The sequence below is a fragment of the Microbulbifer sp. MI-G genome (assembly GCF_030440425.1).
Lineage (GTDB): Bacteria > Pseudomonadota > Gammaproteobacteria > Pseudomonadales > Cellvibrionaceae > Microbulbifer > Microbulbifer spongiae.
Genome location: NZ_CP098023.1, coordinates 3,673,853 through 3,692,771, shown reverse-complemented (window position 1 = coordinate 3,692,771; position 18,919 = coordinate 3,673,853). Strand labels below are relative to the sequence as shown.

The window sequence follows — 18,919 nt, the reverse complement described above, 5'->3', positions numbered from 1 at the left end:
GGTGGCGTGTTGCACCTCAGCAAGACAAGCGGCTCCACACTGCAGCGCCTGTTTCTCAGGGCAGGCAGTGGCGTAGTTGGCAGTCGGTCTACCCGCTTGCCGGCTTTGTTGAGATCTGATTTGTAAAGATATCCTATTTGTCTCTAGATACTGGAAGTCGATGAGCCGGTTTCCGCGTTGTAGATTTCCTTCAAAATTTCTCGCCACTGTCTGTATTGGTTCTCTACGGAACCGGTGAGGGTTACTGTGCGATCCTCGAGTTCAACGATTTGTGGCTCTACCTCGGCCTCCATGGAATCCCCCAGTTCCTGTAGGGCCTCCAAGTGCATTTTGGCATCCGCGCGGCGGTCGAATGCACTTTTGATCAGGTAGCCTCCCGCACCTAGCCCAACCTGGCCCGCGGCCCGGGCACTACCGGCTCCTGAGCCGGCCGCGGCAATGCCGCCGATAATAGCGGCAGCGCCAATAAGCGTGTGGTTGCGGGCCTTGCGCTTTAATTCGCGCATTTCCCGCACCTCCTCATAACTTCTAGCGCGCCATTCCTGATAGGGGGCCTCCATGGTTTTTGCAAAAGTTCCGTAATATTCTTGAAGGGTATCTACAAACAGATGATCCCGCTTCCTGATTTTACGCACACGTTCGAGCATTGGATCATTTTCCGCGGGCAGGGCGCTCAGGTAGTAGATACCATCCTGCCTTTGGCGTAAATAGCGGTTGAAAGCCTCTGGAGAAAAGCTGCGGGCGAAACGCATCTCTGAAATTGTGCGAAGTTCGGCGATCTGCCGGTTTGACAGTTTTTGCCGGTAAGCGAGCATGTCATTGGCGATACGATTATAGATGCCCTGGAAGGCGTCGCCTTCGGTGGGGTGCTTGCGGTCATAAGCGTAGTGAGAGGCGGCTTCGGAGTAGGCCTTGGTGAACCAGCGCTGGCCGCGGGAGTCGGTCACCGTGATCTCCACAGACAGTGTTTCTCCATCGGACTGCAAAATACGCCCTGAGACAGTGACGTCAATATTGGTGCGGGCGGAGGGAATAACCCGCACAGCCCCCCAGCCCAAACTGGACTGGAGTGAATCTGCCAGGGTTACCGCCATATATCGGGATTCAGCCTGACGCAATTCGGGAAAAACAAGCGTATCCTCCCCGGCTTCGGCACTGTCGAGGCCGGGATTAAATTGGATAACCCCTACATCCAGTAGGCGCTCTTCGGCGATGTTTTCATCTTCAATGGTCAGAGGGGTAAACGCGGTGGTTCGCACTTCGGTAGTGGTGCAACCTGAGAGCACAGAGAAAACCAGAAAAACAACCAGCCAGGTATCGAAGCACTTCGAATGCAGCTGGCCACTGAGGCCGATTCTCTTAGAAAATAACATTCCGTTTTCCTCAAGTGCTATTTCGTAGCACTTTTGTATTTCCGATACTCCTCCCAGAGTTTTTCCCGCAACTCGGGATCGGTTTCGCGCGTGGCGGCCTCGCGAATCTGGCGCGCTACCACATCGTCATCGGTACCACTGGGGATGTCGGCGGGTATCACCGCCTGTGTGTTGCTGTGATTGTAATCCCCCTGACGGCCAGAGGTCGGCAGGCCGGGCCCGGTAATCTGACCACTGGAGTTATTCTGCTGCGGCCCGCCGTCCGCAGAGTTGCTGCCACCTGGAGGTGCGGGAATTTCGGCTTCGGCGGACTCTATAAGATCTTCCAGGGATTCGCCCGCGGGGGGCTCATCCATCGTTTCTTCACCAGCCTCGGCGGAGGTGGAACCAGGCTTGTTACGGACATAGTCCCGCTCGCGCAGGATCATGCCGTCGTAGCTCACCATCGTGGACTCGAAACGTCCCTCCAGTTCTGCAACCCGATCTGCAGCCGAGGTGGGTATCTCGTTGGGGGCACTGTCCGGGCGGGCAGCGCCCGCCGGTGGCTGCCCCGATGTGGCACTGCTACTGGAAGCGGAGGTGCTGGCAGAACTGCTGGATGCGGTGTTGGCGGAGGCGGCTGATTGCTCCTCTTCGGAAAAATCAATGTCTTCAGGCGGGGGACCCTGTTCACCTGAGGAGGGATCCGGCGGCATTGTGCGATCTTTTGGCGTCTGGTCGAAATCGCTGTACACCGGTGAAGAGCGGGAGCGACTGCGTGAATCTGATGTGGGTAAATTGTCCTCCGGCGGGCGCGCCTGTGATGACTGTTCGTCGCTATTGGCGGCTGTTTGCGGATCGCGACGGGATCTTTTCTGCGCTGCTGGTGGCCTGGCGCCTGGCTGGCTGGAAGAACTGCTGCGCGATTGGCCGCTGCCTGCTGTTTGGGGTTGGCTGGGACTTTGTGAGCGGCTAGTAGATGGCGGGCTGCTCTGGGATTGTGGCTGAGCGGGGGAACTGGCCGAGGGCATCGACGGCACTGCCGGAGGCTGGGATTGTGTCTGCTGGCTTTTGCACCCGGCAATCGCTGAGGCCATTAGAACGGCAGAGCACAGGGTGTGCCAGCCTGTGACCCGGCGGTGGCTTTTGCTGACCGCTTCCCGAGATGTCATCTCTACTCTCCTTAGATTGCCCGGTGATGTACCGGGGCAAAGGGGTTGGCGGTGAAAACTGATCAGTAGTGCCAACCCGACATGCCTCAGTGTGGAATCTTAAAAATAGCCCTTATTGCATGGTAAATACGATTTCCACACAAATATCGGAGTGCTGTAAAGCAAAATCTTCAGTCGAAGACAAAGCGCTGTACTATGCCGCGAGTTTCCACCGCTTCGCCATCTTCAAAGCGAGGGCGGAACTTGGCGCGTTTTAAAATGTTGCGAACCTTGGAACCGGTGTGCAGTTTGCCCGGCGGGTAGGCTCTCAGAATTTTGATATTGCGCGCTTTGCCAAAGGCGGTAACGTCATAGGTAACCGTAATATGGGCATTGGCCAGCGCTTTGCTTTCCGAGTCCAATATCGGCAGTGCCGGTAGAGCGACCGGGCGGCCAAAAATAGCCCTGATCTCATCATTGGAGGCGCCGTTGTCCCACAGGGCCTGGTAGGCTTCGCCATAAGTTTTGCGCGCCGAGTGCCATTTGTTGAACATCATATACCAGTCACCCAGTTCCACTTTGGCTTTCGCCGAGGCTGCCGGCGGGGACTGCGGATTTTTTTGGTAGACATCGACAATTCGGGTAATGGCTTTTTTGCCGGTATTAAATCCTTTCGCCCGGTACTGATCCAGTTTGGTATTCTGGTGCACGCCGGGGCCGATATGCCTGAAACTGGTGTTGATAATCACGGGCGCTTGTGGTTCGCCTTTGTAGGTGGCCAGGTAATAGTTCGTGGCTGTCAGTCCGCGAAGCGCATCCACCAGGCGAAGGTCCGCAGAGCCAAAGTTTTTGCTGATGATATCCACTGCCAGGGTATACAGTTTGGTGGCGCTGATCAGGTGCTCAACCACTGTATCGCCTTTTTCCTCCTTAAAGGCCTGCAGGTGCCAACGGCTCAAGTTGTCAATTGCCGGTAACATGCGCGGGTCTTTTTCGCCGTAATTCTTCTCGTACAACCAGTAGAGGTATTGCTGGTTGTCATTGGCCTCATCCCACTGATTCATTGCGATCTGGCTTTCGATCAAGCGTTCAATCATTGGAATCTGGTTGAGTGAGAAAAGCCCTTCATTGACCCGGTTGACCAACATTGCCCGCCGGAATTCCCCGGCAGCCTCGCGGTGTGCTCCGGCCTTTTGCAAAGCTGTGGCCAGCCCCAGCAGTTGTTCGTCAATGCCAGCGCCATAGGCGCCGTGCTGAGCCTCCAGCTCCTCGATGCGTTCGCGATAATTCTGCACGGCTTCAGAGGGCCGCAGCTGTCGCTGTTTTTTCTTTAGAGGCTTGGAGGCAGCTTCGATAAACGCCTGGGGAGGGGCGGTATCCGGGTTCACAGGGGTGCCACTTGTCGCGAGAGCACTGCTACTCAGCAATGCTGTGGCTGTAAACATCAAGCCGATAGCGAGGGAGTTGCCGGTATCTGTCTGTGTCACAATTGAACCACTTCCGTTCCATATTTGCTTTACCCACACCTGCGAATTGCACCTGTGCTATTGCGCGGGTATGTGTCCTCGTTTCCGCCTGCCGGCCTGACCGGCATCAATATGGCGGAAGCTCTCTCCTGAAATATGGTTCCATCCAATCCTGAGTGCCGGCGATTGCTCGCTCTGAAAGGCCTTCAGTTAAAACGCTCCCTGACGCTGATATACGCTTTTCTGGCCGAGTATTAAACAGTATAGCCAGCATAAACTGTCATCAGAGATACCGTGACGGAGACTTCAACCAACCGTCGCAATACCAATATGCTTTGGGTCACCCTTTTGGTTTAGCAGTTTGGAGGGGCAAGGAGTTCCGGGGTTCAGCAAGCAGATGCCAAAAGTTTGCGCAGAAGGATTCAAATTTTCTTCTGCACGCGCAGATGGCGCTTGCTTCCGGTTGCGGGATCGATCGTGATATGAGGCGCAGCGGGAGGAAAAAGGGCGTTTAGTCTGGCTGATAGTGAGAGAATGGCGGTGATTTGGGGACTATTGAAAACTGCATTTGGATTACAGCACCTCAGGTACCATAATCCGCCAATTGGAGTAAGAGGAGGATTTTGGTGAGCATTTATATTGATCCTGATGCCGTATCGCGTCTGCGCCAGTACGAAATGCCCGGAAAACTGGGTTTTGGGCGCGTTATAGCGCCTGTGATGTTTCGTGCTGTCTGCCAGGATGGCTGCTGGAGCAGAGGCGAACTGGTTCCCTATACTGCGCTATCTTTGGATCCCGCGGCTAAAGTGCTGCACTATGGTCAATCGTGCTTCGAGGGATTGAAGGCGTACCGTACCCCGGATGACGAAGTCGCTCTGTTTCGCCCGGAAAAAAACGCTGCCCGCATGGCATACTCCGCCAAGCGCCTGTGCATGTCCCCCGTGCCTGAATCCCTGTTTCTCGATGGGGTGCGCACAGTCGCTTTGTATTGCGCAAATCTTGTGCCTGCCAACAGTGGTGAGTCCCTCTATCTGCGCCCTTTCCTGATGGGCACACAGGCCGACCTGACGGTGTCGGCCAGTGCCTCTTATATGTTCTACGTGATCGCCAGTCCATCGGAGGCCTACCACGCTGGTAATATGCGCCTTTGGGTGGAACGCGATGACACCAGGGCTGCGGTGGGCGGTACTGGAGACGCAAAAGTCGGCGGCAACTATGCGGCTTCCCTGCTGAGTACTGGGCGCCTCCGGGAACGCGGCTACGATCAATCCCTGTGGCTCAACCCTGCCAACCGCAGCAGCGTGGATGAACTCTCCGGCATGAACTTCTTTGCTGTAATGGGAGAGGTACTTTATACCCCGGCACTCAACGGCTCCATTTTGGAGGGAGTGACGCGGGCATCCCTGATCGAACTGGCCAGAGACCGCGGCTATCAGGTGGTAGAGGGAGAGATCCATATCAATGAGCTACTGAAACAGGTGGCTTCCGGTGTCTGCTCAGAGGCATTTGCCTGTGGTACCGCTGCGATCGTCAGCTCCATCAGTGTGATAGGAGATGCAGGTGGCAGTTACCGCTTATCAAAGGCGCCAGGACCTGTCGCCCAGAGTTTGCGCCAGGCGCTGTTGGATATCCAGGAGGGGCGGGCTGAGGATCGCTATGGCTGGATGCAGCTGCTGGGGGCCATCACAAATATCTGAATCTGGCTACACCCTACCCCGGGTAAGCAGCCAGGGGTTTTGGGAACAGAGGACTCGCGCAAAAGCCCTGTGACAATCTTCCAGGAATGTGGTTTCAGTGGCTTACCCGGTTTTGTCACTATCGTACCGGGTTAATTCGTAGCACTTGAATGTCACCTATTGTTTCGAGGGGAAACGTCATTATGGGCATTCCCGCCAATCCCCTTCTTGCTGTTGACTTCAACGACTAAGGATTCTACAACTAGCCTGGTACTAGAAGAAACGAGCTGGAACTTGGAGGATGACCTTTTAGTGGTATCTCTCATTTTGACCAGTGGTTCCAAGATCAATTTGAGCAGCTAGGTCGCACTCAGGGTTCCTTACAGAGCGTGAGGAAGACGGGATGTTGATCCATATGTTCGGCCTTATGATGCAGCCGCGCAGGCAGTGGCAACTGATTGGCAATTTATCCGAGAAAAATTTACGTCGGCAAATACCCTACGTGATTCTGCTGGCCCTGTTGCCAGCGGTGGCTTGGTATTTTGGCACAACCAAAATTGGCTGGAGCATCGGTGGTGGTGACCCGGTAAAGATTACTGGTCAGAGCGCCCTTGAGCTGGTCGCGGTTTTCTACTGCACCATGGTGCTGGCGGTTGTCGCAATTGGCTACTTTATCCACTGGATGGCCAAGACCTACGGAGCAGAAACCCACCCAATGAAAGGCGTGGTTGTTGCCGGATTTACCGCGACGCCGATCTTCCTTGCCGGTATTGCCGGTGTCTATCCACTACTGTGGCTGGATATTCTCTTGGCCACAGTGGCCGTAGCCTACGCGGTTTATCTGCTGTATCTCGGTATCCCGATAGTGATGGGTGTTTCCGAGGAGCGGGGTTTTCTCTTTGCCAGTGCCATAGTCACGGTTTCTTTGGTGGTTGCCGTGCTGATCATGGTGGGTACCGTGCTGTTTTGGAGCTATGTCTCTGCACCGGTCTTTTATTAATCCTGCACCGGGAGTGGTTCGCGCAGGCTGCCCCCGGCATCTGAACATGACATTATGTTTCTCTATAGGGCCCGGTTCATGAAGGTTACCTATGGTGCGACCGTAATGACAATACAAAATGAAGCGCTGGCTATGCATTTCGATTAGCAGGGCGAGCCGGCACCCTGACATAACACAAGGCTTGAGGTTTCAGAATCTGAGGGAGTTGAGGTTTTTCTACTTTGCAGGGGCAGTGATCACTATAAAAAAGGGTTGTTGATAATCTGTTTTAGGTACTGAGTTTGACTTGCATAAGGCACAATCTTTCGTTTCCTGCTGTTCTCGTGGCTGGCATGTATAAATTTCATCCAGGCATCATTGGGATGCTTGTCGAGAAAAGCGCTACAAAGTTTGTAGACTTTCACTCCACTCTGTCAACCGCTTGCACAGCGACGCCAATATCGACAGAATGCCGTAAGCAAGTGTGAATCTGGTTGTGCTTTATCGATAAGCGCGAGGATCACGGTTTAGGGTAAATTGGTCGATCCATAACTATTGTTGGATTGTCGTGTAACCCCAGTTGGAGTCGTGCAATGTCGGATCAACCCTATACTCCGCCAAGAGTCTGGAAATGGGATACGGAAAGCGGGGGGCAGTTTGCCAACATCAACCGCCCAGTGGCGGGCGCTACCCATGAAAAAAAGTTACCGCGTGGCAGGCATCCCATACAGTTGTACTCGCTCGCGACCCCTAATGGGGTTAAAGTCACGATTATGCTGGAGGAATTGCTGGCACTCGGTTTTGAAGGTGCGGAGTACGATGCTCACTTGATTCGCATCACCGAAGGCGACCAGTTTGGCAGTGGTTTCGTGGAAATCAATCCCAATTCAAAAATCCCCGCTCTGGTGGATCAGAGCACCACACCGCCGATTCGTGTGTTTGAGAGTGGTTCTATTCTACTCTATCTGTCTGAAAAGTTTGGCGCTTTCCTGCCGCACACCCCGGAACAGCGCACTGAAGCCCTTAACTGGCTGTTTTGGCAAGTGGGCGCGGGCCCCTACCTAGGGGGTGGATTTGGGCATTTCTACGCCTATGCACCGGAAAAATACGAATACCCCATTAACCGCTTTGCGATGGAAGTAAAGCGGCAGATGGATGTACTGGATCGACAGCTGGCAAAACACCCCTTTATTGCCGGGCGGGAATATACCATTGCGGATATGGCCATCTGGCCTTGGTACGGCGCACTGGTGCGCAATGAGGCCTATGATGCCGCCGAGTTTCTCGATAGCAAGAGCTATCAGCATCTGAACCGGTGGGTTGTGGAGATTGCTGCGCGGCCGGCGGTGATGCGGGGGTGTATGGTCAACCGCACCTGGGGCGAACCCAGTGAACAGTTGCATGAACGCCATGATGCCAGTGATTTTGTGACAAAAACTCAGGACAAGATGCCCCAGGAGGGTCGTTAGCGATCTGTCGCTCGGTCTGCAACACGCATTGCGTCACTTGTGGTATCGGGTAGCGCTGCCGGGCAGAACTAAAAAGCGCGCAGAGAGAGCATCAGTCGTACCATCTGCGCGGTTCCCGGGAATCGCCACAGCTTTTCGGTGGCAAAACCGGCAAGGCACGCCAGACCCAACAGAACGGGTAGAGGGGTTGCCCGTAGGCGCCGGTAGACTTGCTGCCGCTGCCGATTAACTATGCGCCGCAGCCTTTGTCGCTGTTTCTCAGCCTCGTGGCTGCACTGCTGGATCTGCTTATTTAATTGTCTCAGCGACATCGTTCAAAGCCTCTTTGATCTGACGTTTGGTTTCTGCGAAGCCAAGCAGTGGGCGCAGTTTTTTCTGGTAGATCACGGCCCCGATAAAGATAACCACCTGTAGTAACAGGAAAACCAGGAACCCGAAATACACCGATTGGGAGAAGTAATAGGCAACTAAACCCATGCCCCCGCAAAGGCTTACGAGTAGTGCTGTGCCCAGAGGCACCAACATCAGCTGAAGAAGGACAAGGCGTTTACCGGCAGTTAAGGTTCTATCCAGCTCCAACTGGAACAGCTTCTGGATATTGGCCAGCCAGGCAGTCAATAGGGCCAACATGGCTTCGGCACGGGCCAAAGTCATTTCCAGGCGCTTGTCAGCCCCCTCACCGTGGCCATCCTGACCGGCAGATTGATTCCGAGTATGCGCCTGCGCTGCCGGATCGGGATGCGTACCAGATGCCTGGGATTTTTTTTCAGTTCCCATGTTGCGGATGTTCTTCCTTGTTGGAAAAAAGTAAAAGGATTATTTAAGAAGCTTGGCAATGGCCCAGCCGACCACAAAAGCACAGCTTACTGCCAGAATCGGGCGCGCCCTGACCGAGGATTCCGCCTTTTGCATCATATCGGTAGCGCGTTGTTTCTGGATTTCAACAGAAGACCGGGCTCTCTGTTTTAGGCTCTCGGCGGCCTCTGAGGCTGCTTCCCCTGCGAGATTATAGGCCTGTTGCAGCTTTTTCCTACTGGAATTGGTATGTGGAGCTCTTGCGGTTGCCATTGGGGTTTCTCCTTTTCAGGGGTTAATTGCCGAGGCATTGTATAGTCCCGTCGGCGAATTCCCACTCGGATAAATAGTTTTTATAGGACAATAGAAAATAATCACTGTCGATGTTTTCAAGAAAAGTTATATCAGGACTTCGCTGGACCGCTGCGGTATCCTTGTTGAAGTGCGGTTATCCCGAGGACAGGTTTCTGATTGGGTGCACAGCTCAGGGGGTAAATCAACCCAGAATGGATAACCCCCCTCTGGCCTCACAGGGATTGGTTCGGCAATCGAATGGGGTTTTCATCAGCAATGGGGTATCTGCCCCAGATCTTCGGGCGCAACCGTGTGAACTTGTGTGTAGTTTAACGGGTTGCATCCCGTTTCCAGGTTTTTATATGGTCTACCACGCCATCGAGTAGCCGCTGGCGACTCTCGCGGCTGATCCAGGCGGTGTGAGGCGTGATGATCAGGTTGGGGATACTGGAGTCCAGTAGGGGGTGGTTCGCTGGCGGTGGCTCTTCACTGAGTACATCCAGTGCGGCCCCCCCCAGGTGCCCACTGCGCAGCGCACCGGCCAGGGCCTCCTCGTCGACCAGGCCGCCGCGGGCAGTATTCACCAGTAGAGCGCCGGGTTTCATGGCTGCGATGAAGGGGTGATCGATCAAATTTTCTGTCTCCGCGGTGAGGGGACAGTGCAAGCTGATCACATCCGATTCCGCCTGCAATTGTGCCAGGCACACCCGGTTATTATGGGGTTTTCCACGGAGAGACTCGGCGATCAGCACCCGCATCCCCAGAGCCTGTCCAAGTCTGGCAACGCTCTGTCCCAGTGCGCCGTAGCCGATAATCCCGAGAGTCTTGCCGGCCAGCTCTATCACCGGGTAATCCAGCAGGCAGAAAATCTCAGACCGGCTCCATCGCCCGGCCATCACGTCCCGGTGGTAGCGGTACCAGCGGGAGGCGAGGGCCAGGATCAGTGCCAGGGTGTGCTGTGGCACTGAGGCGCCGGCATAGCCTTTGACATTGCGCACAACAATGCCGAGATCCCGTGCCGCCTCCAGGTCGATATTGTTGGTGCCAGTGGCACAGACACAGATCAGTTTGAGCTGGGATGCCTGTGTCAAAAGCGGGCGATCCAGGATCACCTTGTTAGTGATCACTACTTGGGCACCGGCGATGCGCCCGGCGGTTTCCATGGCGGAAGTGGTATCGTAGAAATCCCAGTGGTCTAGACTGTTCTGCAGGGCCGATGTGTCCAGTTCCTCGAGCTTCATCGTCAACGCGTCCAGAAATACGCCGCGCATGGGGTCTCCTTGGTATCTGTACATAAGGTACAGATATGCTATGGCAGTGGGCGCTGAATGCAATGGCGACTCCCGAGTATGGCGCGCTGAGTCCGGTGTGCATGACTACGGTGCGTTCGTGAGCCCTTCTGTTGGGATTGAAAAGGGCTTTTATGGGAATATCGATAACCGCTGCAGCTCTGGTTCTGGTATCGGCATTTCTACACGCGGGTTGGAATCTACTAGGAAAGTCCCGCACTCCTTCCCCGGCATTTTTCTGTATCGCCACGCTCAGTGTGGGCCTGTCACTGCTGCCTCTGAATATTTGGGTACTGTTGCAGGCAAAAGCACTGCCCAGCGCCTTCTGGTTGTTGCTGGTGGGCAGTGGTTTCTTCCAAATGGTGTATATGGGCAGCCTGGCGCTGGCCTACCAGCGCGCCAACATGGGACTTGTGTACCCCATAGCACGGGCGCTGCCGGTGCTATTGGTCGCGGTGGCCACAGTGCTGCTGGGGCAGCGGCTGCCGGGGTTGGCCTGGGTGGGGATGCTGCTGGTTACTGTCGGCTGTCTGCTGGTTCCCCTGGTGTATTTCCGCCAATGGCACTGGCGGGCTTACTGGCGTGCGGATTGTGCCTGGGCACTGGTGTCGGCGCTGGGTACGGTTGGCTATTCCCTTGCAGATAAAGGGGCACTGATGTATCTGGAGGTGGCACTCGAAGGTGCCGTGACGCCTTTGGCAATGGCTTACAGTTACCTGGGCATGCAGTTTTTTGCCTGTGGCATATGGTTGCTTTTGGGCTGTCTGGGCAAACGTGGGCGCGCCCAGTTGGCACTGGGTCTGGGGGATTTGAAGCTAGGGGCCCTGACCGGCCTGATGATGGGGGTGACCTACGGCCTGGTACTGCTGGCAATGACCATGACTGAAAATGTGAGCTACGTGGTGGCCTTGCGCCAACTCAGTATTCCACTGGGGGTTGGGATGGGGATCTGGTTGTTGAAGGAACCGGCGCACAGGCCCCAGCTGCTGGGCGTGGGGTTGGTGTGTGCCGGTTTGATTGCAGTGTCTCTGCGCTAGAGGAGACAGCCCGTGTCGTTACATCACGCGCATGCCCGGTTTGGCGCCCGCATGGGGTTCGAGAATCCACAGATCCTTGCCACCGGGGCCCGCGGCCAGCACCATGCCTTCACTAATGCCAAAGCGCATTTTACGCGGTGCCAGATTGGCGACCATTACCGTGTGCTTGCCCTCTAACTGCTCCGGTGTGTAGGCGCTTTTGATACCGGCAAACACCTGGCGAGTTTCGCCGCCAAGGTCCAGGGTAAGCCGCAGCAGTTTGCCGGCACCCTCCACGTACTCGGCTTTGGTAATCAGGGCGATGCGCAGGTCCACTTTGGCGAAATCGTCAAACGGGATCTGCTCAGCAATGGGGTTTTCGGCCAGTGGGCCTGTGGCTGTTTTAGCCTCGGCCTGCAGTTGTGCCAGGGACTCTTTGGCGGCATCCATCACCGCGTCCACCTGGGTTTTATCCACACGCTGCAGCAGCGGTTTGAACGGCTTGATCTGGTGGCCTGTCAGCGGGGTTGTGGCACCGTTCCAATCCAGTTCGTTGTTGAGAAACTCCGCCGCTTTTTGTGCGGTGACAGGCAGTACCGGCGCCAGCCAGGTAATCAGAGCGCGGAACATGTTCATGCCCTGGGAGCAGATGGCCAGTACCTGCGCCTGACTGTTGTCCGCCTTGGCCAGAGACCAGGGCGCCTTGTCGGCAAGCCAGGCGTTGGCGGTGTCGGCCAGGGCCATGATGTTGCGCATGGCGCGGGCGTATTCTCGCTGCTCGTAGGCGTCGGCAATATGCGGCGCCGCTTCCACAAACTGGTTCCAGAGTTGTGCATCGGCCAGTGCATCCGCCAGCTTGCCGCCGGACTTGCTTACAAACTTGGCAGTGCGAGAGGCGATATTGACGACCTTCCCTACCAGGTCCGAGTTTACCTTGGCGATAAAGTCGTCCAGGTTCAGGTCCAGGTCGTCCACGCCCGCGGTCAACTTGGCGGCGAAATAGTAGCGCAGGTACTCCGGGTTGAGATGATCCAGGTAGTTACGAGCGTTGATAAACGTGCCACGAGACTTGGACATCTTCTTGCCATTGACGGTAAGGAAGCCATGCACGCACACTTTGCTGGGGGTGCGCAACTCCGCGGAGTTGAGCATTGCCGGCCAAAAGAGTGCGTGGAAGTTAACGATATCCTTGCCGATGAAGTGGTAGACCTCGGCTGTGCTGTCTCTCCTCCAATATTCCAGCCAGTCCCTGCCATTGCGGTCGCAGTAGTTTTTCAGGCTGGCCAGGTAGCCAATGGGGGCATCCAGCCAGACATAGAAGTACTTACCCGGAGCATCCGGGATTTCAAAGCCGAAATAAGGGGCGTCCCGGGAAATATCCCACTCCTGGAGGCCCTCTTCGAGCCACTCGGCCAGCTTGTTGGCCACTTCCTCTTGCAGGGTGTCGCAACGGGTCCAGTTGCGTAGGAATTCGGTAAAGACAGGCAGAGTGAAGAAAAAATGCTCGGACTCTTTTTCTACCGGAGTGCTGCCGGAGATTGCGGAGACCGGATCGATCAGTTCCGTAGGGCTGTATGTGGCGCCGCAGACCTCACAGTTATCGCCGTATTGGTCGGGGGTGCCGCAGTGTGGGCAGGTGCCTTTGATATAGCGGTCCGCCAGGAACAGCTGTTTTTCCGGATCAAAGGCCTGGGTGATGGTGCGCGAGGCGATATGACCGTTGTCACTGAGGCGCCGGTAGATCATTGAGGACAACGCGCGGTTCTCCTCGGAGTGGGTGGAGTGGTAGTTGTCCACCGCGATCAGGAAGTCGGCGAAATCCCGCTCGTGTTCTGCCTGCATATGGGCGATATGCTGCTCCGGGGTAAGGCCCAGTTGTTCCGCCTTGAGCATGATCGCAGTGCCGTGTGCATCATCGGCGCAGAGGTACAGACAATCGTTGCCGCGGGCGCGCTGGAAACGCGCCCAGATATCAGTTTGAATATATTCGAGTACGTGGCCCAAGTGCAGGGAGCCATTGGCGTAGGGGAGTGCGCTGGTGACTAGGATCTTGCGCGTATCGGACATCGGTTTTTCCATCGCTGAGGGGTTTAAACCAGAGGCTCCGCTGGAGGGGACGGAGCTTGTCAAAAGACCGCGGAATATAGCAGATTTGGACAATGCCGTGGAGATGGGAGTGCATGTCCAAGGCATGGCCGGATTGATTCGCTCACTGGCTTTGGTGTGGTTCATTCGAGACAATGCGAGTCTGACAAGAAGCACCGAGAGGGGAACACCGTGAGCGATCATTATCACGACCATGAAGAGCTATCACAGGAAGTTCAGGCAGACCTGGAGCGCCTGGCTGAATGCCTTGGTCAATTACACGACCCGGTCAGCGGTTTAGCGTTGGACAAGCTGGATGCGAAAATAGAAGTGGGTTTTGAAGCGGGCGGGGTCTTTGCCGGTATTACCCTCGGGTACCCTTGCGCGGGCGAAGAGGCAGGCTGGCGCGAGCGGGTGTTGACAGCGTGCGAACCCCTGTTGAAAGGGGGGCCTTTGGCCGGCAGTGGCGTGCAGTTTGAACTGTTCAGCGATATTCCGGCTAATTCCGTTGCAAATGCGCCTGAATCCTTGCGTGGTGTAAAAAATATTGTTGCGGTGGCCTCTGGCAAGGGTGGTGTGGGAAAATCTACCACTGCGGTAAACCTGGCTCTGGCCCTGATGACAGAAGGTGCCCGTGTGGGGCTCTTGGATGCGGATATTTACGGACCGAGCCTGCCTACTATGCTCGGTACCGAGGGGGTGCGCCCGCAGGTTAAGGAACAAAAATGTTTTGTACCGGTAACGGTTCATGGCATTGAGACCATGTCCCTGGGCTACCTGATGACAGAGGACACCCCCGCAGTCTGGCGCGGCCCTATGGCCAGTGGTGCGCTCAACCAGATTCTGACTCAAACCCTTTGGTGTAATGCCAAAAGTGAGTTGGATTACCTGATTGTTGACATGCCCCCCGGCACTGGGGATATCCAACTGACACTGGCACAAAAAACTACTATGGCCGGTGCTGTCATTGTAACCACTCCTCAGGACCTTGCGCTGAAAGATGCCATAAAAGGTGTGGAGATGTTTCGCAAGGTGTCGGTGCCGGTGCTCGGTATCGTGGAGAATATGGCACTGCATACCTGCTCCAAGTGCGGCCACAGCGAACCTGTTTTTGGCACTGGCGGTGGTGCGCGCATTGCAGAGCAGTACAGCACGCATCTGCTTGGAGCACTTCCGCTGGCACAGAAAATCCGTGAGGATGCAGACAGTGGGTGTCCCAGTGTTATTGCGGATCCCGAGGGGGAGATCGCCGCTTTTTATCGGCAAATAGCCCGCAGAATGGCAGCGGGTATCTGGCTAAACAGTAGCGGCGATGAGGCACTGCCGGAAATCGAAATTAGTTGAGCGCAATCGCGATGCCGGTCACAAAGAAGTAATTTCTTTTTTTTGGGGGGTTTTTCGCGCAACGAATTGTCCCTATATTGACGCTCCCGGTGCGCCACTAGCGGGAATCCCAGTTGCGTGCAAGGGTTGTCAAGCCGAGGCCGGGTCACGAGTCCGGCCGCGGTTTTTCAACTGCCGGCATTTGGGAGAGAATACAAAAGATAAAATAATCACTGCTGGTTTTGCGCTATTCATTGGTCAACCATTTTTGGTCTTTGTGAACCTGGATTGATACTCCGCAATTGCTGCTGCCCCGACGTTATCGGAAAATTCCAGTATTGATACTGTATTCTTGTCGTGACGGTTAGGGATGTCTGGGAATTTAATCCCTCGCGGTAGCCGGAATTACTGCCCTGGGTGGTACACACAAGCTGGTAAACTCCCATCGCACAGTTTTCTGTGTATCGTGGATAATATACTGGCGGGCCAGGGCTTATATGATCTGTAGTGATAGTGTGAGGGGTGTACCGGAAAAGCGTTTGACCAGCCTGGTTGGAAAATATGGTGCGGAGGTAAGAAACAGGCGTTATTGAAGCGGTAATTCATGAAATACAGGCGAAAGCATGGATGCTGGAATTAATGAATTTTCATATCAGTTATCGACCGGTGGGTGGCGTAGTGCGGGTGCTGTTTTATGGGACAGTGGGATTCGCGGAGAAAATGGAGGCCACGGCCCGTTTGGTAGAAAAATACCGCCACAGGGCGCGGTTGCGCGTGCTGCTCGATCTGCGTTATGCACATTCCAAAGTCACTTTGGAGGAACAGCGGCAGTTTACCCGTTATATTGCGGAACACCCCGTGCTGCGGCGTGCCTATATTGCCGTGTTGCACCCGCGCAGTCGCTGCACCGTGCCACTGGCGAGGCGGAGTTGTTTATTTTGGCACAGTTCTAGGGAGTTTGTTGCCGAGTCCGAAGCCGAGGCCTGGCTCTCCCGAATCAAGGGCGCCCCCAGGCCTGTGGTGCTTCAATCGCTATAAGCCCGTTGCTGGATTTGTACCAGTTGGCTTTGTGCTTGGCGGCGACGCTCTTCTCGTTTTTGCTGGCGCTTGTTGGCTATCAGATTGCGGACATCCTGCCCCATATGCTGTTCGCCACGCTGTTTTGCCAGTTGGATCTGCTTTTCCCGTTCGCGAAAACGGGCGCGGTCGGCTTCCTCCACCTTGTCGTGGCAGTGGGGACAGCTGACTCCCTGCTCGAATAGTGGGGAATGTTGGTCTTCTTTGGTGATTGGCATACGGCAAGCGTTGCACTGGCCGTATTGGCCGCGCTCCAACTCGTGGTTGACTGTGACCCGCTCATCAAAGACGAAGCACTCACCCTCCCACAGGGAGGCCTCCCTGGGTACCTCTTCGAGGTATTTGAGGATACCGCCGCGGAGGTGGTAGACTTCCTCAAAGCCCTGTTCTTTCATATAGGCTGTGGACTTTTCGCAGCGAATGCCGCCGGTACAGAACATGGCGACTTTCCGATGCCTGGCCGGGTCCAGGTTGTCTTTCACGTACTGGGGAAACTCGCGGAAGGTGTCGGTCCTCGGGTTGATGGCATCCTTGAATGTGCCCACCTGGAACTCATAGTCGTTGCGAGTGTCCACCAAAACGACCTCCGGGTCGCTGATCAGAGCATTCCAGTCCTTGGGTTCGACGTAGGTGCCCACCACGTGCAGGGGGTCAATACCCTCCACGCCCATGGTAACGATTTCCCTTTTCAACTTGACCTTGCTGCGCAGGAAGGGCATCTCGCCGGTGAAGGACTCCTTGTAGTCCAGATCGGCCAGGCGCTGATCGGATTTCAAATAGGACAGCAGTGCGTCTATGCCACCGCGGGGACCGGCAACAGTGCCATTGATCCCTTCGCGGGCGAGCAGCAGAGTGCCGCGTATACGGTTTTTCAGCATAACATGCAGCAGGGGGGAGCGTAGGGACTCAAAATCCTCCAGGGTGACGAACTTGTAGAGTGCGCAGACAACGAATTGATCCATGGTACTACCTTATTTTGCGGGCCGGAGCGTAAATCCGGAGCAGAAAAAATCACCGTGGAGTTTATCGCAAAAAAACAGCCTGTCGTAGCTTTGGCTGGCAGTTTGCACCGGATTTGTCCGGTGGTTGACCCGAAGGCCGCAACTTGTCAAAGTTCTGGCTGAAATTTCAGGGCCACAGTGAGGCGAATTCCATGGACGAAGAATATGCACCGAGAGAGTCTGAGTTGAGCCAGAGCTATCGCGAGGGAGGCGTGTCTGTCCGGATCGATATATACGAAGGTGAGGGTGGTGGTTGGCTGCTCGAGGTCGTCGACGAGAATAACTACTCCACCGTATGGGAAGATGTGTTCGAGACAGACAAGGAGGCCCTGGATGAGGCTCTCGACTCCCTTCGTGAGGAGGGCATCGCCTCCTTTGTAGGGCCGGTTCAGGAAATGAACGGCAGCTGGTGAGTCAACTATTAAGCTGTTAATGGCAGTGACCTGCTGGTACTGATTTAGTGCAAACCGATGAAATACAGGTGGCTCCCTGCAGGTTTGTCTCTATATCTAACGCGGCTATATACCGCCATACCGCCCAACAGGCCGGTAGTTTGCTCCAGCAGCTTTGAGGTTTGCAGTTTTACACCTCGAATCCTCCCAAGCCCGCTCATTGCGGGCTTTTTCGTAACTGGTGACACAATATCCAACCACAACTACTTCACGGAATAGAGCTTGTCTTGTTGTTGTAGCGGGAAATATCCCTTCTCGAATGACACCTTGCGTCTGTCGATCTGAACCAGGGAGGGTTCAACAAGCTGGTGGCGATTGACTCGGGTGATCGCTGCCAGGACATAGCGCGAGTCAAGGTTTTACCATGCCAAACACCATCGGGCAGGCGGTGGGTGGCTCTGTGCCTCGGGTCCGGTCCGCCTGGGAACTGCTGAGTATCGCACTGGAGGAAGGATTTACCGGTGTTGGTGTAAAGTAAAAGGCTCGCACAAGGGCCGTCTGGATGACCTCGAGCCCGTACCGGGCGAGGATCTGCCCCACAATCTGGACTTAATAAAGGCGGGTGGTTGGATAAGATAGTGTATCTACCCATGTCTGATGGTGTATTGGAAGACAAGCTGTGCCTGTGGATTTCACTGTTTGGATCGGAAATACTCAAGGAGACAGCGTGAACCTGCAACCCACTCGGACCCCAAAACTACCGGCGCTGACCAAAGGCCGCGATTGTGTCAACTGTGGGTATTCACTAGGGCATCATAGTGGCAGCCCACTGCCAGGGGTGACTTAGCCACAGCTCGACTTTGGGATAGAAGCTCTGAATGGTCCCAGGGAGGCCATGCTAGGCTAAGCTGGGTTGGTACTTTTTGACAAATCTGTGTCTCGAAGCTGCCTGCGGGACTTTTCATGGTTTTGATTGTAGTACAATTGTTGCAGTTAAAGTTGTCCTCACTAGCGAGGTGCTAGTCTAGCTGCGATTTTATGACAGTTTCAGTGAGTGATTTGATCAGAGGAAACAATATGCTCCTTTTGCCACTGCAGTCTTTGCCCTCACACAATACCATGCAGTAGCATCCATAAAGAAAGTAGGTTTGGTTATAGCACATACCTTTTTTGCTATTGGCAAAGATATGACACAGAATGCTGAAAACCGCCAGCCTGTTCCACGCCAATTCAAAATTTTTTTTCGATAGCGAGTTTTTGATAGTGGCGGGAAATTCTTCTGAAAGGCAAGCCTGAAGTAATGCTAACAAGTGGTATCTGTGTTCTGTTCAGGATGTACTATAGGGCACCTCTATAAATTTCAAAAAGTTACCGAGGATTCTGCGCTAAATTTTTGAGAATATTATTTGTATATATTGGTGACTTGTTTTACCTGTAGAGTCACAACTGAAATTTTTGCCGAAAAAAGAAATAAGTTGGTTCGCAAAAGATGTAATTCCTTGGATTTCTCACTACGTGGACTCGGTTTGCCTGTGAAGGCTGACCAACCGATAT

At 54.8% G+C, this 18,919-nt stretch carries 15 protein-coding genes; 7 read left to right on the top strand and 8 right to left on the bottom strand.

Features of this window, described 5'->3' with window-relative positions:
* Positions 1-143: 143 nt before the first annotated feature.
* From M8T91_RS15130 to M8T91_RS15120, 3 genes are all read right to left on the bottom strand, one after another.
* Positions 144-1,373, bottom strand: coding sequence for a hypothetical protein (locus M8T91_RS15130; protein WP_301415000.1), 1,230 nt, complete (start codon positions 1,371-1,373; stop codon positions 144-146).
* A 17-nt stretch (positions 1,374-1,390) separates the two neighbouring features.
* Complete coding sequence (locus M8T91_RS15125) at positions 1,391-2,524, bottom strand: hypothetical protein (RefSeq protein ID WP_301414999.1); 1,134 nt, start codon at positions 2,522-2,524, stop codon at positions 1,391-1,393.
* Between the two features lie 170 nt (positions 2,525-2,694).
* Positions 2,695-3,990: an energy transducer TonB gene (locus M8T91_RS15120; RefSeq protein ID WP_301414998.1), complete on the bottom strand. Its 1,296-nt coding sequence runs from the start codon at positions 3,988-3,990 to the stop codon at positions 2,695-2,697.
* Between the two features lie 605 nt (positions 3,991-4,595).
* Here M8T91_RS15120 and M8T91_RS15115 point away from each other — a divergent pair.
* The 3 genes from M8T91_RS15115 (at position 4,596) to yghU (ending at position 8,093) form a co-directional block, all read left to right on the top strand.
* Positions 4,596-5,666, top strand: coding sequence for a branched-chain amino acid aminotransferase (locus M8T91_RS15115; RefSeq protein ID WP_301414997.1), 1,071 nt, complete (start codon positions 4,596-4,598; stop codon positions 5,664-5,666).
* A 382-nt stretch (positions 5,667-6,048) separates the two neighbouring features.
* Complete coding sequence (locus tag M8T91_RS15110) at positions 6,049-6,645, top strand: Yip1 family protein (protein ID WP_301414996.1); 597 nt, start codon at positions 6,049-6,051, stop codon at positions 6,643-6,645.
* A 572-nt stretch (positions 6,646-7,217) separates the two neighbouring features.
* Positions 7,218-8,093, top strand: a complete 876-nt coding sequence (gene yghU / locus M8T91_RS15105) for a glutathione-dependent disulfide-bond oxidoreductase (protein WP_301414995.1) — start codon at positions 7,218-7,220, stop codon at positions 8,091-8,093.
* A gap of 288 nt (positions 8,094-8,381) precedes the next feature.
* On the opposite strand, the gene M8T91_RS15100 is transcribed toward yghU, so the two are convergent.
* The 3 genes from M8T91_RS15100 to M8T91_RS15090 form a co-directional block, all read right to left on the bottom strand.
* Entirely contained in the window at positions 8,382-8,870 is a 489-nt protein-coding gene (locus tag M8T91_RS15100) for a hypothetical protein (protein ID WP_301414994.1), read from the bottom strand.
* 39 nt (positions 8,871-8,909) lie between these two features.
* The gene (locus M8T91_RS15095; RefSeq protein ID WP_301414993.1) at positions 8,910-9,161 is read right to left on the bottom strand and encodes a hypothetical protein; all 252 of its coding nucleotides are present in this window, start codon (positions 9,159-9,161) and stop codon (positions 8,910-8,912) included.
* 350 nt (positions 9,162-9,511) lie between these two features.
* Positions 9,512-10,453 (bottom strand): D-2-hydroxyacid dehydrogenase, encoded by a 942-nt coding sequence (locus M8T91_RS15090; RefSeq protein WP_301414992.1) that lies wholly within the window; start codon positions 10,451-10,453, stop codon positions 9,512-9,514.
* 152 nt (positions 10,454-10,605) lie between these two features.
* On the opposite strand from M8T91_RS15090, the gene M8T91_RS15085 reads away from it, so the two are divergent.
* Positions 10,606-11,508: an EamA family transporter gene (locus M8T91_RS15085; RefSeq protein WP_301414991.1), complete on the top strand. Its 903-nt coding sequence runs from the start codon at positions 10,606-10,608 to the stop codon at positions 11,506-11,508.
* Positions 11,509-11,526: 18 nt separating this feature from the next.
* Here M8T91_RS15085 and metG read toward each other — a convergent pair whose 3' ends face one another.
* Complete coding sequence (gene metG, locus M8T91_RS15080) at positions 11,527-13,554, bottom strand: methionine--tRNA ligase (protein WP_301414990.1); 2,028 nt, start codon at positions 13,552-13,554, stop codon at positions 11,527-11,529.
* Between the two features lie 210 nt (positions 13,555-13,764).
* Between metG and apbC the strand changes: the two genes are divergently transcribed.
* Positions 13,765-14,916 (top strand): iron-sulfur cluster carrier protein ApbC, encoded by a 1,152-nt coding sequence (gene apbC / locus M8T91_RS15075; RefSeq protein WP_301414989.1) that lies wholly within the window; start codon positions 13,765-13,767, stop codon positions 14,914-14,916.
* Between the two features lie 606 nt (positions 14,917-15,522).
* Positions 15,523-15,933: a hypothetical protein gene (locus M8T91_RS15070; protein WP_301414988.1), complete on the top strand. Its 411-nt coding sequence runs from the start codon at positions 15,523-15,525 to the stop codon at positions 15,931-15,933.
* Here the strand turns inward: M8T91_RS15070 and trhO are convergent.
* Complete coding sequence (gene trhO / locus M8T91_RS15065; protein ID WP_301414987.1) at positions 15,921-16,934, bottom strand: oxygen-dependent tRNA uridine(34) hydroxylase TrhO; 1,014 nt, start codon at positions 16,932-16,934, stop codon at positions 15,921-15,923. The two genes, M8T91_RS15070 and trhO, sit on opposite strands and share 13 nt — an antisense overlap.
* 191 nt (positions 16,935-17,125) lie before the next feature.
* On the opposite strand from trhO, the gene M8T91_RS15060 reads away from it, so the two are divergent.
* The gene (locus tag M8T91_RS15060; RefSeq protein WP_301414986.1) at positions 17,126-17,386 is read left to right on the top strand and encodes a hypothetical protein; all 261 of its coding nucleotides are present in this window, start codon (positions 17,126-17,128) and stop codon (positions 17,384-17,386) included.
* Positions 17,387-18,919: the final 1,533 nt, after the last annotated feature.